A 17,809-nucleotide genomic window follows, 5' to 3' on the forward strand; every position below is an offset into this window, starting at 1 on the left:
TTAAACCCAATCTTTAGGCTTCATTAAAACTTCTAATAATTTAGCTTCTTCAGAACCTTCATCTGGCTGATGATTGTATTTCCACTGCACAATTGGCGGTAAACTCATTAGAATACTTTCTATTCTTCCGTTTGTTTTTAACCCGAACAAAGTACCTCTGTCATGTACTAAATTAAATTCTACATAACGACCTCTTCTTATTTCTTGCCAATCTTTGTGCTCTTTTGTAAATTCAATTACTTTTCTCTTTTCTACAATAGGAACATAGCTTTCTAAGAAACTATTACCAACTTCTGTTACAAAATTGAATCTGTCTTCTATCGAAAAACCTTCTGTTTCTTTTTGATAATCGAAAAATAAACCTCCAATTCCACGGGCTTCATTTCTGTGTGAATTCCAAAAATATTCATCACAAACTTTTTTAAACTTCGGATAAAAATCTACATTATGTTTATCGCATGCAGATTTACAAACCGTGTGAAAATGAACTGCATCTTCTTCAAATAAATAATAAGGTGTTAAATCTTGCCCGCCACCAAACCATTGTGTTACAATATTACCTACTTCATCATACATTTCGAAATAACGCCAATTTGCATGCACCGTTGGTACAAAAGGGTTTGTTGGATGTAAAACCAAACTTAAACCACAGGCAAAGAAATTTCCTTCTTTTACCTTAAACTGATTTCTTAAGACTTCTGGTAATTCTCCATGAACTGCAGAAATATTTACACCTCCTTTTTCAAATATATTTCCATTTTCAATTACTCGAGTTCTTCCTCCTCCGCCTTCTTCTCTCTCCCAAATATCTTCTTCAAATTTTGCAAGTCCATCAACTTTCTCTAGCTTCGAGGTAATTGTGTCTTGTAAATTCTCTATGTATTTATAAAACTTATCTTTCATTTTCTTTATTTAATAAGGCTACTGTTTTTACTGATGCAGCTGTTACAGAAAGTGGTAAAACGATAATAATTCCCATAACCGGAATTAACAAACACAGCATAAAAACAATTCCATTTCCTATTGAAATGCCTTTATTTTTGCTAACAAAATTAAGACTCTCTTTATAATTAAAGTGTCTTTCTAACGTATAATCCATATTACCAAAACCGGCATAATACGCTTGTACTAAAAATAGTAAGATTGTAGAAAAAATATTTACTACAGGAATGAATTTAAGCAGTAAAATAGGAATTGTAATTAGAAGTTCTTTTCCTAAATTTCTAATATTAATTCGAATTCCTCGCCATAATTGTTCTTGAAAACTCGTTTTTCGATGTTGATGTTTTACATCTCCATTAATATGAATTTCTATTTTTTCTGAAACAGCACTCATAAACGGTGCTGATAATGCCAAAACAATATGTTTGTAAAGAATTAGACCTATTACTAAAACAAAGATTGCTCCTATAACCGAAGTGAATGTAGTAAATGCTTCTTTACCCCAATCCCAAATCCATATTTTTGCTAAAAAATAACCAATATTATCTGATAATCCATAGGCAAAAAAACCAATAATAGTTGCTGTTAAAATGCTAATTACTATTGGAATTACAAAATATCTCCAGAGTTTAAGTTTAGAGATTAAACTAAACGAACCTGAATATGCTGTTATTCCTGAAAGTATATTTTTAATCATTAGCCTTGGTTTGCGTTAGCGATTGAAGTGGCATCCTTTTTGTTTTTCACAAAAAGATATAACGAAAAGCGCGACTTTATGCTGATTTTTTTCAGCATAAAGTAACGCCCAAATTATGTACTTAAATCATCGTTTTATTACAATATGATGCACTCTCAAAGTCTCTAACATTCATAGAAATAACGGGTACTTCTGGAAACAAGGTGGTTAAAGTAGCTACAATTGCGTAAGAAAGATCTGATTTTTGCTCACCAGTTCTTCCTTCCATTATATTTCCAAAAACATGAATAAAATCTGCTGCTTCACTTTGTACCAATGAATGTTTAAACGGATTTAAGCGTACCTTAATATCATCTCTATCAAATAAACCCGTAGAAAAAGCCGTTTCAAAAACGGCTTCTAAAACTTTTCTTGGTTCTCGTAATTCTAAAATGTTTTCTGAACAATCTAAAATAAAATGTGGCATTTTTTAATTTGCTTTATATTCTTTTACAGCATCAATAAATGCTTTTGCGTTTTCTAACGGAATGTTTGGTAAAATACCATGCCCTAGATTTACAACTAATCTATCTTTACCAAATTCATTAATCATTTGATGCACCATTTTTTTGATAACTGCTGGCGGAGAAAACAATCTTGTTGGATCGAAATTACCTTGTAATGTAATTTTTCCTCCAGATAAATAACGTGCATTTCTTGGTGAACAAGTCCAATCTACACCTAATGCAGAAGCACCAGATTTAGACATTTCATCTAAGGCAAACCAACAACCTTTACCAAATGCAATAACAGGCGTTTCGTCTTTTAAAGCATCTATAATTTGTTGCATATATTGCCAAGAGAATTCTTGATAATCTACTGGAGATAACATTCCGCCCCAAGAATCAAAAACCTGAACTGCATCTACACCTGCTTTTACTTTTGCTTTTAAATATGCAATTGTAGTATCTGTAATTTTTTGTAATAATGAATGTGCAACCACAGGGTTTGTAAAGCACAATTCTTTTGCTTTGTCAAAGTTTTTAGAACCTTGCCCTTGTACACAATAACATAAGATTGTCCAAGGTGAACCTGCAAAACCAATTAAAGGCACTTCATCATTCAATTTTTCTTTGGTAACTTTAATCGCTTCCATTACGTAGCCTAAAGCTTCATTTACATCTGGAACGATTACACTATCTAAATCTTTTTGAGTACGAATTGGGTTTGGCAAATAAGGACCAAAATCTGGTTTCATTTGTACCTCAATATTCATTGCTTGAGGAATTACCAAAATATCTGAAAACAAAATTGCAGCATCCATTCCGTATCTACGAATTGGTTGCACTGTAATTTCTGATGCTAATTCTGGAGTTTGACAACGGGTAAAGAAATCGTATTTCTTTTTGATTACCTGAAATTCTGGTAAATATCTTCCTGCCTGACGCATCATCCAAACCGGTGGTCTGTCTACTGTTTCTCCTTTTAATGCTCTTAAAAATAAATCGTTTTTTATCATGATTTCTATAGCTCTATAAATTTTACTTCCTTCTTTGTCTTGTTAATTTTTACTATATGATAAGGCTGTATAATTCCCATAGTAACCATATCCGTTGGTTTTGGTGATGTAGAACTCACTTTAATTAAAAAAGTTTCTCCTTCCTTTACAGCTTCAACAATTTCAACTGAAAACCCACCTGTATTTCTAACTTTATCAACAACTACAACAATCATTTCTTTTGAAAAATCAATAGCATTTTCAAATGTTTCCGAAACTTTATTAGCACTGTCTAGTTTTAATAAAAATGATTTCCATTCAACTTGAGAAGAAATAACAATATTTTCTTTTTTAAACCCCTCATCTCCGGCTCCAAATAAATTTCCTTTTGAAAGAGAAGTGAAACCTCCTTCTTCATTTTTAGGACAAGCTGTTAACAATAAACTAAAAATAATTGTAATAAATAGTTTCATAATTTACATTTTTGAAATAGCCAACATCCCTTTATCAACTGCGTTTGCTATTTTTTGAATATCCTTGTCTGTTAAAGCAGACGATAAAAACCATGCTTCAAATTGACTTGGAGGTAAGAAAACTCCGTTTTTGATCATTTCCCAAAAGAAAACAGCAAATTTTTCTGTGTCTGAAGTTTGAGCTTCTTCAAAATTTGTTACGTTTGTTTTTGTAAAAAAAGGATTTAACATAGAACCGAATCGATTTACAGTTACATCTACATTGTATTTTTTAGCAGTTTCTAATAAAATCACTTCTAAAATACTTCCTATTTCTTCAAACTTTTTATAAGGATTTTGCTTTTTCAATTCTGTTAAAGTAGCAATTCCTCCTGCCATAGCAATCGGGTTTCCACTTAACGTTCCTGCCTGATACATGCCACCTAAAGGCGCAACTTCTTGCATTATTTCATTTCTTGCTCCATAAGCTCCTACTGGGAAACCTCCTCCAATTACTTTCCCTAAACATGTAATATCTGCTTCTACACCTAATAATTCTTGTGCTCCACCAAACTTAGAACGGAAACCTGTCATTACTTCATCAACAATTAATAAAGCTCCTTTTGAGGCTAAATATTCTTTTAATTCTACCAAGAAATTATCTTTCGGAATTACAACGCCCATATTACCACAAATAGGCTCTAAAATTACAGCAGCAATATCATCATGTTCTTCAAAGTGTTTTTTTACACTTTCTAAATCATTATATTTAGAAATTAGCGTATTTTTTACTGCTCCTTCAGGAACTCCTTTAGAACCAGGCATACTTAATGTTGCCAAACCAGAACCTGCAGCAACTAATAATGAATCTTGATGCCCATGGTAACAACCAGAAAATTTAATAATTTTATCTTTTCCTGTAAATGCTCTTGCCAAACGAACACCACTTATAACAGCTTCTGTTCCAGAATTCACAAAACGGACTTTATCCATTCCTGGAAAAGCATCACAAACAATTTTCGCTAATTTAATTTCGTTTTCTGTGGAAGCTCCAAAAGAATAGCCATTTTTCAATGCCTTTTCAACTCCTTTTTGTACTTTTTTATGACGATGCCCTAAAATCATTGGTCCGTAAGAAAGTACTAAATCTACAAATTCGTTTCCATCAACATCTGTAATTTTTGTTCCTTTTGCTTTTTTGATAAACAACGGATTTCCACCAACTGATGAAAAAGCTCTTACCGGAGAATTTACTGCCCCAACAAGATGTACCAATCCTTTTCTATATAATTTTTCTGATTTTTTGAATTTCATGTTTTCTATACTTTTTGTGATTACGAACGTAGTGAAGCAATCTGTTTATTAATTAAGAGATTACTTCGTCGTAATGACGTTATTTCTTCAATAATACTTTCGCTGCTTCCTTAGCAAAATATGTAATAATAATATCTGCTCCTGCTCTTTTCATAGACAGTAAACTTTCCATCATTACTTTTTCGCCATCAATCCAACCTTTTTCTGCTGCGGCTTTTACCATTGCATATTCTCCACTTACATTATAACATGCAATCGGACGATCGAAATTGTTTTTTAAATCTCTAATAATATCTAAATAAGACAATGCTGGTTTTACCATTAAAATATCGGCTCCTTCTTGATCATCAAAAGTAGCTTCACGCATTCCTTCATCTCTATTTGATGGATCCATTTGGTACGTTCTTCTGTCTCCAAATGTTGGCGCAGAATCTGCGGCCTCTCTAAAAGGACCGTAAAAAGCAGATGCATATTTAACAGAATACGCCATAATTGGCAAGTTTGTAAAACCTGTATTGTCTAAAGATTCACGAACCATAGCTATCGTACCATCCATCATTCCTGATGGCGCAACCATATCTACTCCTGCTTTTGCATGCGAGATAACTTGTTTTGCTAGATTTACTAAAGTTGCATCGTTATCAACATCATTGTCATGAATAATTCCGCAATGCCCATGAGAAGTGTACTCGCAAAAACAAACGTCTGTAATTACGTATAAGCTCGGATAATTTTTCTTGATAAAACGAATTGCTTGTTGCATAATTCCGTTATCATTCCAAGTTTCTGTTCCTTCATCATCTTTCTGAGAAGGAATTCCGAATAATAAAACTGCAGGAATTTCTAAAGAAACAACTTCATCTAATTCTTTAGAAATTCGATCTAAAGAAAAACGTTTGATTCCTGGCATCGAAACAATTTCTGTTTCTATATTTTCTCCTTCTTCAATAAAAAGCGGATATACAAAATCATCTACAGAAAGTTTTGTCTCTCTAACTAATCTTCTAATTCCTTCTAATTTTCTTAATCTTCTTGTACGAAACATAAAAATTTATTTCTTTGTTTCATTACGAGCTAAGAGAAGTAATCTGCTTCTTAATCCTGAGATTGCTTCGTCATTTTTCCTCGCAATGACGTTTGCTATTTTGAATAATATGTGTTTACTAATTCTAAAACACTTTCTACATCTGGTATATTTGCAACTTCAACTTTATCGAAATGCTTTCTTGCTTCTACAGCTGTAGTTTCTCCTATACAGAAAGCAACTTTGTCTTTTGTATTTTCTTCTAAATAGCTTTCAATTCCTGAAGGACTATAAAACAAAACACCTGTAACTTCTGCATCAATTTTCACAGGATTCAACATTGTTTTATATGCTTCAATTTCATTTACAACAATTTCATGTGCTTGTAAATACGTTGGAAAAACATCTAATCTTACATCACTACAGAAATAAGAGACTTCTTTAATTTCTGTTTCTTTTGAAATATATTCTGCTAGTTTCAATGCATTTTTAGCTACATGTGTAACTTTCCCAATTCTATTTTCAATAAGTTTTTTAGTTCTTCTACCAACACAAAAGATGTTTTTAAAATTAATTTCGTCTTTTGTAAAAGAGTTTAAAATTGCCTCTACCCCATTCTGACTTGTAATCACCACATTTTCATGCTGGCTCTTCATCACTTTAGCTGGTATTCTATTGAAACGCATTTTAATAAAATCACTATCTTTTATACCAATGGCAGAAGACAATGTTTCTTTTTGAAGTTCAGAAAGTTTCTTTGTAGAATAAACTGAAGCAATCTTAGCTTCGCTTTCTTCATCTTCTTGCATTAACTCTTTTCCACCTCTATTAATTACATAATCGGCACAATCTTTGGCTAAAAATTTATGGCTTCCTAATTTTGCAGTTTTTTCTACTGTAATTTTTTTAGAACCGTCTTTTTTCAATAAAACCCCTTTGAAGTTTACCTCTTCAGTTCTTGCATCAACATAAGCTAAAGCACCAATTGGCGCTGTACAACCACCTTCTAACAATCTTAAAAACTCACGTTCTACACCAACACAAACTTTAGTTTCATGATGATTTAATTGTTCACAAGCATCTAATACATAGTCATCTTTTTCTAAAGCTGCCACCATAATTGCACCTTGTGCTGGCGCAGGAATCATCCAAGTTAAAGGAATAGCCTCTGCATCTCTTAATTCTAATCTTTCTAAACCTGCAGCAGCAAATAATGCTCCATTCCAAGTTTCACTATTATCTAGTTTTTCTAAACGAGTAATTACATTTCCTCTTAAACCCTCTACTTTATGCGTTGGATAACGGTTTAACCATTGTGCTTTTCTTCGTAAACTGCCCGTTGCAATAATTCCGTTTGGTTGTCCGAAAAACTCTTCTGTATCTTTTAAAACCAACAAATCGATATAATCTGCACGTTTTAGAACAGCTGCTTGCACAATACCTTCTGGTAAAGCTGTTGGTACATCTTTCATAGAATGTACAGCAATATCAATATCGCCGTTTAACATTGCTAGGTCTAAGTTTTTTGTAAAAACTCCTGTAACCCCTAATTCGTATAACGGTTTATCTAAAACGATATCTCCTAAAGATTTTATAGGAATTATAACAGATTCATAACCTAATTCTGCTAATTCTTTAGACACTTTATTAGCCTGCCAAAGCGCCAATTGGCTATCGCGAGTACCTATTCTTATTATTTTTTGCATGGAGTTTTAATTATGATTGAAACACTTTCTGAATGACTTCTATACTTTCTGAAACAGAAGTATCTTCATCTTTTAAGTGTTTAACAAACTGTGTGGTAATTTTTTGAATAAAACGTGAAGTTAAGATTTCTGCTTGATTTTCATCGAAGTTACTAATTTTCTTTTTCTGAAAATTAATTTCATCGTTTTTAATAGTTTCTAAAGATAACTTTAGGGCAGCAATTGCTGGTGTAAATCTTCTGTGATTTAACCAACTATTAAATTCTTCTTTATGTGTTTCTATAATTTGTTTTGCAAACGGAATTTCTTGCTGACGAACGGCTAGCGTTTCGTCTGTAATTTTAGAAAGTTCATCTACATTTACTAAAGAAATTCCTTTTAAACTAGACACCTCTTTTGCCACATTTTCTGGCATCGATAAATCTAAAATTAAAATTTCTTTACCTTCTGAAACGTGTTCTTTTGTTATTGTTGGCTTGTCTGAACCTGTAGAAACTATTAAAACATCTGCTTTAGAAACTTCTTCATGTAAATTCTCTATTTCAGATTTGCGAATAGAATTATGTTCTTGTACAAACGCTATTGCTTTTTCTTCAGTTCTATTAATTAAACAAACTTGTTTGTTTTGCGTATATTCTGATAAATTTTTACAGGTATGTTTTCCCATTTTACCTAAACCAAAAACAAGAATATTTTTAGAATTATAATCTGGTAAATTTTTAATAATGTATTGAACAGCTGCATAAGAAACAGAAGTTGTACCCGAGCTTAATTTTGTATCATTCTTAACACGTTTACTTGCCTGTAAAACACAGTTTACCAAACGTTCTACGTAAGAATTTGTAGTTTTTAATTCTTTTGCTAATTTAAAAGACTGTCTTAATTGACCAACAATTTCATAATCTCCTAAAATTTGACTTTCTAATCCTGTGCCAATTCTAAATAAATGACTAATTGCTTCTTGGTCTTTATTTATATTACAAATAGCATTGAATTCCTTTACGGTACCTTCAGAAAAATCGCATAGTAATTCTATTAATAAACAAGGACGATTTGCAAAACCAAAAATCTCTGTTCTGTTGCATGTAGAAATTATAAAAATGGAAGTAACCCCTCTTTCTTTAGCTGCATTTAATAGTGCGATTTGATTTTCTTTAGATACAGAAAATTTACCGCGCATTTCTGCGTCTGCTTTTTTATAACTTACCCCAATATTGTAAAAGTGCTCTTGGCCTAGTTCTTTCATAAATCTTTAAAAGATGCCACAAAAGTAAAAACTTCATTAAGATAAAAATGTCGCTCAAAGAACTTTTAATAACGTTGTATGTTTTTTCTTTATTTTTTTTTGATAAAACTTCTAAAAACCCTTATTTTTGTAACGTAAACAAGGTTTTAGATTATTTTTATATAGAATGATTCTAAATAAAAGATCTTCAAAAATTAAGAAAAGTATGTTTAAAAATGTCGGAGAAAGTTCTTTTGATGAAATCACTTTAGAGAAAGGGTTTTATGTACTTCATTTTCAGAACGAAAGCAAAGAGGTTGTTAATTTTGAAAGAGAAATTGACAGTAGATTTATTCAAATGCACTTCTGTTTGCGCGGTAATTCTAAATTTCTATTTAATACTGGAGATTATTCTTTTGATGTTTTAGATAATAGATCTATTTTATTGTACAATCCGCAGAGAACATTACCAATTAATTTAGCAATTCAACCTAAAACAACCCTAGTTTCTTTATTAATTTCTATTGAAAAATTTCACTCATTATTTTCTAAAGAATCTGGTTACATCCCTTTTTTAAGTGATGAAAACAGTAACAGAAAATTTTATGACGATACAGAGATAAAACCAACAGTTGGCATTGTTTTACAACAAATAATTAACTCTAATATAAATAGCTCTATTAGAGAACTTTATGTTAAAGGAAAAATTTACGAATTGTTAAGTCTTCATTTTCATAAAGACGAAAATATCGATGCAGAATATTGCCCTTTTTTAGTAGATGAACAAAATGTATTGAAAATTAGAAAAGCAAAAGAGATTATAATTTCTAGAATGTCGGAACCACCAAGCTTGCAAGAATTAGCTGCAGAGATTGGTTTAAACTTAAAAAAATTAAAGGAAGGTTTTAAACAAATTTACGGTGACACTGTTTATAGTTTTTTGTTTGATTATAAAATGGAACATGCCCGTAAACTATTGGAAAGTAATCAATATAATGTAAATGAAGTTGGCTTACAAGTTGGCTACAGCACTGCGAGTCATTTTATTGCAGCTTTTAAAAAGAAGTTTGGCACAACGCCAAAGAAATATGTAATGAGTTTAAATAAATAAGTAAAATAAAAACTTATAAAAAAGACAAATTAAACTTTAAAATCTTGAAACTAAATTAACTTGGAGCAACTAACACATTACGACATAGAAAACAATCAAAAACAGTTTCCAATAACAATTGTTTGTGATGCCATTAGAACTCCAGAAAACATAGGAATGTGTTTTCGTATTTCAGAAAGCTTTGGAGTCGCTAAAATTTATTTCCACGAAATCTCACCTTCCATAGAAAATAGGATTGTAAAAAAAACGGCTAGAAATACCGTAAATCAGATTGAACATGCATCTTATCATAATTTTGATGCACTTATAAGCCAACTAAAAGCAGAAGGCAACACAATAATTGGCATAGAAATTACTGATAAAAGCATAAATATTCAAGATTTTAATTTTAAAAATCATGAAAAAATCGTACTACTTTTGGGTAGCGAAAGAAATGGAATTGAAAACATAGAATTGGTTAACGAAACTGTTGCAATACCAATGTTTGGACGAAATTCTAGTATGAATGTTATTCATAGTTTGGCAATTACATTGTACGAAGTTACCAATCAATTAAATAGGTAAGTTAAAATTAAAAAAAACATCAATAAAAAAATTCAATTTTTCAACTTTAAGTAAATGAAAGGAATATTACTAAACAATTTAGGATCGCCAGATTCTACAGACACAAAAGACGTGAAAAAATATTTAGGTGAGTTCTTAATGGACGAGCGTGTAATAGACATTCCGTTTTGGAAACGTTGGATACTAATTAAAGGAATCATCTTAAATGTAAGACCTAAAAAATCGGGTGCTGCTTACAAGAAAATTTGGTGGAAAGAAGGTTCTCCTTTAGTTGTTATCTCAGAAAGGTTTGCGAAAAAAGTATCCAAAAAAGTAGACATTCCAGTTGAATTAGCAATGCGTTACGGGTCTATGTCTATGGAAAAAGGAATTAAAAATCTTGTAGATAAAGGTGTAACAGAAATAATGTTAGTTCCTCTATACCCTCATTACGCCATGTCTTCTTTTGAAACTGTTGTTGTTTTGGCTGAAGAAATTTTGGCAGAAAAATATCCGGAAGTAAAACTAACAACTTTACCTCCTTTCTACAACAAACCAGATTACATCAAAGCGATGAGCGATAATATTGCACATCATTTAAAAGGGTTTGATTACGATCATGTCTTATTTTCTTATCACGGTATTCCAGAACGTCATATCAAAAAATCCGATCCAACAAAAAGTCATTGTAAATTAGACGGTTCTTGTTGCGAACGCAATTCTGTAGCACACCACACGTGTTATAGACATCAATGTTTCGAAACTACAAAAGCAATTGCTAAAAATTTAGGTTTCGATGAGACCAATCATAGTAATTCATTTCAATCTCGTTTGTTAAAAGATCCTTGGTTAAAACCTTACACAGATTTCGAATTAGAGAAATTCCCAGGATTAGGAAAGAAAAAATTAGCCGTTATTACACCTGCTTTTGTTGCAGATTGTTTAGAAACTTTAGAAGAAATTGCCATGGAAGGTAAAGAAGAATTTTTAAAGTTTGGCGGTACAGATTACAAACACATACCTTGTATGAACGACAATGACGATTGGGTAGATGTTATGGTTTCTTGGATTAATGATTGGAAAAATAAGTAATAAGAAGCTATTTCCTGCTTTCCATTATATCTTTTTTAAGAAAAATAAAAAAGGATGCCATTACAATCAGGGCTAAACCAGTTTGCTAACAAATTACAAGACTATAAAATTTAATACATAATTATATATGGATTTCCTATACGTAAAAGCTTTACACATCATTTTTGTAGTTACTTGGTTTGCTGGTTTATTTTATATTCCTAGACTGTTTATTTACCAAACAGAAGCAGAAACAAAATTAGAACCAGCAAAGTCTATTCTGCAAACGCAATACAAATTAATGACCAAACGCTTATGGTACATTATTACCTGGCCATCAGCTATTTTGGTAAGTATTTTTGCTTTTTGGATGCTCTATCAAAATCCGTATTATTTACAAGAACCTTGGATGTTGGTAAAACTTGCCTTCGTTTTGGCCTTGTATTTTTACCATGGTTTTTGTCAGAATATTTATAGCAAACTTCAAAAAGACATTATTAAATATTCTGCTTTCAAATTGCGAATTTTTAATGAAATCTCAACAATAATTCTATTTGCAATCGTATTTTTAGTAACAGTAAAGAGTGCTATTAATTGGATTTGGGGCGTTGTAGGAATTATTCTTTTTGGTATTTTAATGATGTTGGGAATCAAACTTTACAAAAAGATTCGTGAGAAAAGATCTTGGGAAAAAGCCGAGAAAGAAGTTTTAGACAATGATAATAAAAAAAGTCTTTAGTAATCGTTTTCAGTAGCAGTAACTCACTGTAAACTACTAATGAAAACGATTAACTATTCTTTAACTCCTAATACTCTGTTCAAACGGAATTCTATTAACAATAGATCTTCCTAAAGTAACTTCATCTGCATATTCCAATTCATCACCCACAGAGATTCCACGAGCAATTGTAGATGTTGTAATTTCAAATTTTTCTATTTGTTTAAAAATATAAAAATTGGTGGTATCTCCTTCCATGGTAGAACTTAAAGCAAAAATTAATTCTTTAATTTCTCCATTTCCAACTTTATGAACCAAAGATTCTATTTGTAAATTCTGAGGACCAATTCCTTCTATAGGAGAAATTTTACCGCCTAAAACATGATACAACCCTTGGTATTGAGACGTACTCTCAATTGCCATTACATCTCTAATATCTTCTACAACACAAACAATGTCTGCATTTCTTCTCGGGTTCTGACAAATATCACATAATAAGGTATCCGAAATATTATGGCATTTTTCACAGGTTTTTACATCGTTTCTTAAATGTAACAAAGCTTCAGACAAATACTTTGTATTATCTGAAGGTTGCTTTAACAAATGCAACACCAAACGCAACGCAGTTCGCTTACCAATTCCGGGCAAACGTGAAACTTCATTCACAGCATTTTCTAATAATTTCGACGAAAAATCCATAACTGCAAATTTAAGTTATTATAGAGAAAAGAGCATAGAAATTATAAAAAAGACTTTTTCACACTTCTCTTTTCTTTTCCCGCTTTTCTATTCTTCAAAAATCTTATATTCGTGCATCAAAAAATTATAAAATTAAAGAATGCAACCTATTCATATTATTATCTTAATTATTGCTTATTTTTCTGTTTTGATGTTAATTTCTTACATCACAGGAAAATCTGCAGACAACAAAACTTTTTTTAAAGCAGACAATTCTTCACCCTGGTATTTAGTCGCTTTTGGTATGATTGGCGCATCTCTTTCTGGTGTTACTTTTATCTCTGTTCCTGGTTGGGTAGAAGGCCAAAATATGAGTTATTTTCAAATGGTTTTAGGGTATGTTGTTGGATATGCTGTAATTGGTTTGGTTTTACTTCCACTCTATTATAGATTGAATTTAACGTCTATCTATACTTATTTAGAAGATAGATTTGGTAAATATTCTTATAAAACTGGTGCAAGTTTCTTCTTACTTTCTAGAACTATTGGTGCTGCTTTTAGGCTCTTTTTAGTTGCTAATGTATTGCAATTGTTATTGTTTGATAGTTATGGCATTCCGTTTTGGGTAACCGTTTCAATCACTATTCTATTAATTTGGCTGTACACTTTTAAAGGCGGAATTAAAACTATTGTTTGGACAGACACCTTACAAACCTTATTTATGTTGATTGCTGTTGGCGTTTGTATTTATACAATTTCCGATGAACTAGAAATTAGTAATATCTTTTCTTACGTTGCAGATAGTGAATTATCTAAAACTTTCTTTTTTGACGATATAAATGCTGGCAATTATTTCTGGAAACGTTTTCTTGCAGGTGCTTTTGTTGCTATTGTTATGACAGGTTTAGACCAAGATATGATGCAAAAAAACCTGACGTGTAGAAATCTAAAAGATGCGCAAAAAAACATGTTTTGGTTTACCATTGTTTTGGTAATTGTTAATTTTTTCTTTTTAGCTTTGGGCGTTTTATTAACAGATTATGCTCAAAAAAACGGAATTGACGCTCATAAAGATGAACTTTTTCCAATAATTGCAACCAAAGGAACCTTAGGTTTGGCTACTGCTATTTTCTTCTTACTCGGTTTAATTGCAGCAGCATATTCAAGTGCAGATTCTGCTTTAACTTCTTTAACCACTTCTTTTAGTATCGATATTTTAGAGATTGATAAAAAGAAAGACAAAAAAGTGCAAGAGAAAATAAGAAAGAAAATACATATCCTTTTCTCATTTATATTAATAGCAACTATTCTTGTTTTTAAATACTTTATTGCAGATGAAAGTGTCATTGCAAAAATATTTACGTTTGCCAATTACACCTATGGCCCACTACTAGGTTTGTATGCTTTTGGCTTATTTACCAAGATAAATATAAAAGACAAAATGGTACCTTTTATTTGTTTAGCTTCCCCGTTTATTACGTATTTTGTAAATTATTTAGCTTTAGAACATGTTGGTTTCGATTTCGGATTTTCACTTTTAATATTAAACGGTTTTGTTACCTTTTTAGGATTATATCTATTTAAAAAATAATTTGATTATTTTTAACTTTAATAAACAACATAAAATTATTAGCGCTTTATAAGTCAAAATACACAACTCAATAAAAACTACATGTTATAAAAATCTCACATTAATATGAATTGGATGCTATTAATTATTGCAGGACTTTTTGAAGTAGCTTTTGCTACATGTCTTGGTAAAGCGAAGGAAACCAGTGGAGCCGAAGCAACATATTGGTATATTGGTTTTTTAGTCTGTCTAACAATCAGTATGTTTTTACTTGTAAAGGCAGCACAAGAATTACCAATTGGAACTGCGTATGCTGTTTGGACTGGAATTGGTGCCGTTGGAACAGTCTTAATAGGAATTTTTCTATTTAAAGAACCTGCTACCTTTTGGCGACTCTTTTTTATTACAACCTTAATAGCTTCGATCGTTGGATTAAAAGTAGTCTCGAACTGAAAGAAAACAACACCACTTGTTGCAAAAAAAAATCAGAACCGTTTATGATTCTGATTCTTTTTTTTATTCATCTAAAGTGAAATTCTTTTAAAAATTATAATTTCATGTCTGTACTTTCAAAAATCTTATCTGCAGAACCTGCAATAAAACCAGAAAATAATTTACCATTTTTCATTGCATGTCTAAAAGCAAACTCATAGTAACAAGAAGTTATTTCTTTGGTTACTTCTTTAAACACAACCGGAATTCTATCTGCCAAAACACTAGATTGTTCTAAATATTCCTCTGGTGTTCCTTTAATTTCTCCGCCAGAAGTATTCATTTTAAATCCGTTTTCTTTTAAAAATAGATTTACTTCCTGTAAAGAACTAAAAGTATCCAGTTCATTTACATCAACCGTAAAATGATTTGAACAAAATCCATTTACATACAACCAAGCAGCATATTCTGTTTCTTCCTGTAGCTTTTCATAAACAACAAAACTAGGTTGCTCCCATAACCTTCCTTTAAAAACCAATTCCCCAGAATTTAATTCATTTTCAGGAATTGCATCAATCATTTTCTTTACTTCTGCTTGTAATTCCGTAGAAAATTCTGCAACTTTTAATTGACTTATAAATACTCTAGGCGCATTTTTATCTGTTGCGTGTTCAAAATGTTTTGCATACAATTTCTTTGCTACAAAAGTATATTCTCCGCTTTCTATATAACCAACCGCTAAAAAAGGTTTTGCTAAAACGTCAATATCTACACGAGGATCGTCAAAGGTTCTAAAGGCAACATGATCATTAATAATTTTATTTCCTTTATCAATAAATAAATCTTTTATTTTTTGGGCAGACGGAGTTCTTTGTGTGTATTCCATCCATAATGTGTCAAAAATTTCAGTTGTAGTCATTCTATTTTTTATATTTACAAGTCACAAAAATAAATCAATTTAATTCACAAATACGTCTTATGTAATTAATTTTACATCAATAAAAGTAATTATATGTCAATATAATTTTATAAATTACTCATAAAGAAATATTGACCATAATTTAACAAAGCGAAGTGTAATGGAAAATCAAATTGATTATATAGATAAGCAAATACTTATTCAACTACAAACAGATGGAAGAAAAGCATTCTCTCAGATAGCAGAAGAGTTAAAAATTTCAAATTCATTAGTACATCAAAGGATAAAAAAGTTAACAGATGCTGAGATTATTAAAAATGCAGAATTTTTACTAGATGAAAAAAAACTAGGCTATAAAACAAAATCTTATACAGGAATTCGTTTGCGTGAAGCTCGATTTGCAAAATCTGTAATGGAAGAATTAATAAAAATTAATGAAATTGTAGAATGTAATTATGTTTCTGGAAATTATGCCATTTTTATTCTGATATTTGCAAAAGATAATGAACATTTACGTGAGGTTTTATACGAACAAGTTCATTTAATTAATGGAGTTTCTGGCACCGATACATTTATATGTTTCGATACTGGTTTTAAAAGAAACCTTCCCATTAAATAATATAAAAACGAGAAACCATAAAAAGCGAATCTCTTTTAAATAAGAAAAAATTATAATTAATATGCCTTTTTTAGAACTGTCTTTATATAGAAAAGTATAACATGAAAAAATCAATTTCTATTATTGGTGGCGGATCTTCATCTTTACTTTTAGCAGCTTTTTTAGATACTCATAAATTCGATGTTACTATTTATGAACAGAATAAAACAGCTGGTAGAAAATTTTTAGTTGCAGGTAAAGGTGGTTTTAATCTTACACATTCAGAAGCAATTTCTGAATTAATTAATCGTTATACACCAAATAATTTTTTAAAAAAATCGCTGTTAGCTTTTACAAATAATGATTTTAGAGATTGGTTAGAAACTATAGGAATTCCAACCTATATAGGAAGTAGTAAAAGAATATATCCTGAAGAAGGAATAAAGCCAATTACTGTTTTAAACTCCATTTTAAATCACCTCAAAGAGAAGGGAATTATTTTTAAATACAGACATACATTTTCGGGTTGGGATGCTGAAAATAATCTTATTATAAACAATAAAATTACCTCTTCAGATTATACCGTTTTTGCCTTAGGTGGCGGAAGCTGGAAAATTACAGGTTCTGATGGAAGTTGGTTAGAAACATTTCAAAAAAAAGGGATAAGAATAATTCCTTTTGAAGCATCTAATTGTGCTTTTAAAATTGATTGGAATTCTAAATTCATTAAAAGTAATGAAGGAAACCCGTTGAAAAACATTGCCATTTCTTGTTTAGAAAAAACACAAAAAGGTGAAGCAGTAATCACTAATTTTGGCATAGAAGGAAATGCCATTTATGGTTTGAGTCCGCAAATTAGAAAGCAATTAAACTTAAAAGAAAAAGCAATTGTTTATATTGATTTTAAACCCGCATTTACTTTAGAGAAAATCTCCTCTAAAATGAGAAAATCAAGCTTTAAAAACACCACACAGATTCTAAAGAAAGAATTAAAATTAAGTAATACACAAATAGATTTATTAAAAAATTATCTTTCTAAAGAAGCTTATTTAAATTCAGAAATCTTATCAAAAATCATTAAAAAATTTCCTTTAGAAATTACAGCTTTAGGAGTTCTAGACAAAGCAATTTCTACTGTTGGAGGTCTCGATTTAAATGCAGTGGACAGCAATTTTCAATTACAAAAAATTCCAAATCAATTTTGTATTGGAGAAATGCTAAATTGGGACGCACCAACTGGAGGTTATTTATTACAAGCCTGTGCAAGTTCTGGAGTTTTTCTTGCGAAACACATCAATAAAATTGAATAAAAACTACCATTTACTGTGTTTG

19 protein-coding genes are annotated in these 17,809 nt (G+C 30.8%); 8 read left to right on the top strand and 11 right to left on the bottom strand.

Translation table 11 applies throughout. The annotated features are described in order from the left end of the window. From hemF to hemA, 9 genes are all read right to left on the bottom strand, one after another. Complete coding sequence (hemF, locus tag CW731_RS07415) at window positions 1–903, bottom strand: oxygen-dependent coproporphyrinogen oxidase (RefSeq protein ID WP_100946124.1); 903 nt, start codon at window positions 901–903, stop codon at window positions 1–3. Continuing rightward, window positions 893–1,639: an EI24 domain-containing protein gene (locus tag CW731_RS07420; protein ID WP_100946125.1), complete on the bottom strand. Its 747-nt coding sequence runs from the start codon at window positions 1,637–1,639 to the stop codon at window positions 893–895. Before CW731_RS07420 ends, hemF begins: the two co-directional genes overlap by 11 nt. 121 nt (window positions 1,640–1,760) lie before the next feature. Continuing rightward, window positions 1,761–2,105: a 5-carboxymethyl-2-hydroxymuconate Delta-isomerase gene (locus CW731_RS07425; RefSeq protein WP_100946126.1), complete on the bottom strand. Its 345-nt coding sequence runs from the start codon at window positions 2,103–2,105 to the stop codon at window positions 1,761–1,763. Window positions 2,106–2,108: 3 nt separating this feature from the next. Continuing rightward, window positions 2,109–3,137, bottom strand: a complete 1,029-nt coding sequence (gene hemE, locus CW731_RS07430) for a uroporphyrinogen decarboxylase (protein WP_100946127.1) — start codon at window positions 3,135–3,137, stop codon at window positions 2,109–2,111. Window positions 3,138–3,142: 5 nt separating this feature from the next. Next, entirely contained in the window at window positions 3,143–3,589 is a 447-nt protein-coding gene (locus CW731_RS07435) for a protease complex subunit PrcB family protein (RefSeq protein ID WP_100946128.1), read from the bottom strand. A gap of 3 nt (window positions 3,590–3,592) precedes the next feature. Further along, a complete protein-coding gene (gene hemL / locus CW731_RS07440; RefSeq protein WP_100946129.1) occupies window positions 3,593–4,882 on the bottom strand; it encodes a glutamate-1-semialdehyde 2,1-aminomutase in 1,290 nt (429 codons plus the stop codon). Between the two features lie 79 nt (window positions 4,883–4,961). Then, entirely contained in the window at window positions 4,962–5,927 is a 966-nt protein-coding gene (gene hemB, locus CW731_RS07445) for a porphobilinogen synthase (RefSeq protein WP_100946130.1), read from the bottom strand. Window positions 5,928–6,022: 95 nt separating this feature from the next. Further along, window positions 6,023–7,612 carry a hydroxymethylbilane synthase gene (gene hemC / locus CW731_RS07450; RefSeq protein WP_100946131.1) on the bottom strand — a complete coding sequence of 530 codons (1,590 nt, stop codon included), beginning with the start codon at window positions 7,610–7,612 and terminating at the stop codon, window positions 6,023–6,025. Between the two features lie 10 nt (window positions 7,613–7,622). Continuing rightward, entirely contained in the window at window positions 7,623–8,858 is a 1,236-nt protein-coding gene (gene hemA / locus CW731_RS07455; protein ID WP_100946132.1) for a glutamyl-tRNA reductase, read from the bottom strand. 205 nt (window positions 8,859–9,063) lie between these two features. On the opposite strand from hemA, the gene CW731_RS07460 reads away from it, so the two are divergent. The 4 genes from CW731_RS07460 to CW731_RS07475 all read left to right on the top strand — a co-directional run bounded on the left by CW731_RS07460 (window position 9,064) and on the right by CW731_RS07475 (window position 12,301). Further along, complete coding sequence (locus tag CW731_RS07460) at window positions 9,064–9,948, top strand: helix-turn-helix transcriptional regulator (protein ID WP_100947652.1); 885 nt, start codon at window positions 9,064–9,066, stop codon at window positions 9,946–9,948. Between the two features lie 60 nt (window positions 9,949–10,008). Next, on the top strand, window positions 10,009–10,512 hold the full coding sequence (locus CW731_RS07465) for a TrmH family RNA methyltransferase (RefSeq protein WP_100946133.1): 504 nt from the start codon (window positions 10,009–10,011) through the stop codon (window positions 10,510–10,512). A gap of 54 nt (window positions 10,513–10,566) precedes the next feature. Next, window positions 10,567–11,583: a ferrochelatase gene (hemH, locus tag CW731_RS07470; RefSeq protein ID WP_100946134.1), complete on the top strand. Its 1,017-nt coding sequence runs from the start codon at window positions 10,567–10,569 to the stop codon at window positions 11,581–11,583. Between the two features lie 127 nt (window positions 11,584–11,710). Next, window positions 11,711–12,301 carry a CopD family protein gene (locus CW731_RS07475; RefSeq protein WP_100946135.1) on the top strand — a complete coding sequence of 197 codons (591 nt, stop codon included), beginning with the start codon at window positions 11,711–11,713 and terminating at the stop codon, window positions 12,299–12,301. 60 nt (window positions 12,302–12,361) lie between these two features. Here the strand turns inward: CW731_RS07475 and recR are convergent, their stop codons facing one another. Next, on the bottom strand, window positions 12,362–12,979 hold the full coding sequence (gene recR / locus CW731_RS07480; RefSeq protein WP_100946136.1) for a recombination mediator RecR: 618 nt from the start codon (window positions 12,977–12,979) through the stop codon (window positions 12,362–12,364). Window positions 12,980–13,118: 139 nt separating this feature from the next. On the opposite strand from recR, the gene CW731_RS07485 reads away from it, so the two are divergent. Together CW731_RS07485 and CW731_RS07490 are read left to right on the top strand one after the other, a co-directional pair. Next, on the top strand, window positions 13,119–14,549 hold the full coding sequence (locus CW731_RS07485; protein WP_100946137.1) for a sodium:solute symporter: 1,431 nt from the start codon (window positions 13,119–13,121) through the stop codon (window positions 14,547–14,549). 105 nt (window positions 14,550–14,654) lie between these two features. After that, window positions 14,655–14,981, top strand: coding sequence for a multidrug efflux SMR transporter (locus CW731_RS07490; protein ID WP_100946138.1), 327 nt, complete (start codon window positions 14,655–14,657; stop codon window positions 14,979–14,981). 94 nt (window positions 14,982–15,075) lie between these two features. Here CW731_RS07490 and CW731_RS07495 read toward each other — a convergent pair whose 3' ends face one another. After that, complete coding sequence (locus tag CW731_RS07495; protein ID WP_100946139.1) at window positions 15,076–15,879, bottom strand: DUF1338 domain-containing protein; 804 nt, start codon at window positions 15,877–15,879, stop codon at window positions 15,076–15,078. Window positions 15,880–16,039: 160 nt separating this feature from the next. On the opposite strand from CW731_RS07495, the gene CW731_RS07500 reads away from it, so the two are divergent. Both CW731_RS07500 and CW731_RS07505 read left to right on the top strand, forming a co-directional pair. Next, window positions 16,040–16,498, top strand: coding sequence for an Lrp/AsnC family transcriptional regulator (locus tag CW731_RS07500; RefSeq protein WP_100946140.1), 459 nt, complete (start codon window positions 16,040–16,042; stop codon window positions 16,496–16,498). 101 nt (window positions 16,499–16,599) lie between these two features. Continuing rightward, window positions 16,600–17,787 carry a TIGR03862 family flavoprotein gene (locus CW731_RS07505; RefSeq protein WP_100946141.1) on the top strand — a complete coding sequence of 396 codons (1,188 nt, stop codon included), beginning with the start codon at window positions 16,600–16,602 and terminating at the stop codon, window positions 17,785–17,787. Window positions 17,788–17,809 lie beyond the last annotated feature (22 nt).

The organism is Polaribacter sp. ALD11 (genome assembly GCF_002831685.1).
In the GTDB taxonomy this organism is placed as follows: Bacteria; Bacteroidota; Bacteroidia; order Flavobacteriales; family Flavobacteriaceae; genus Polaribacter.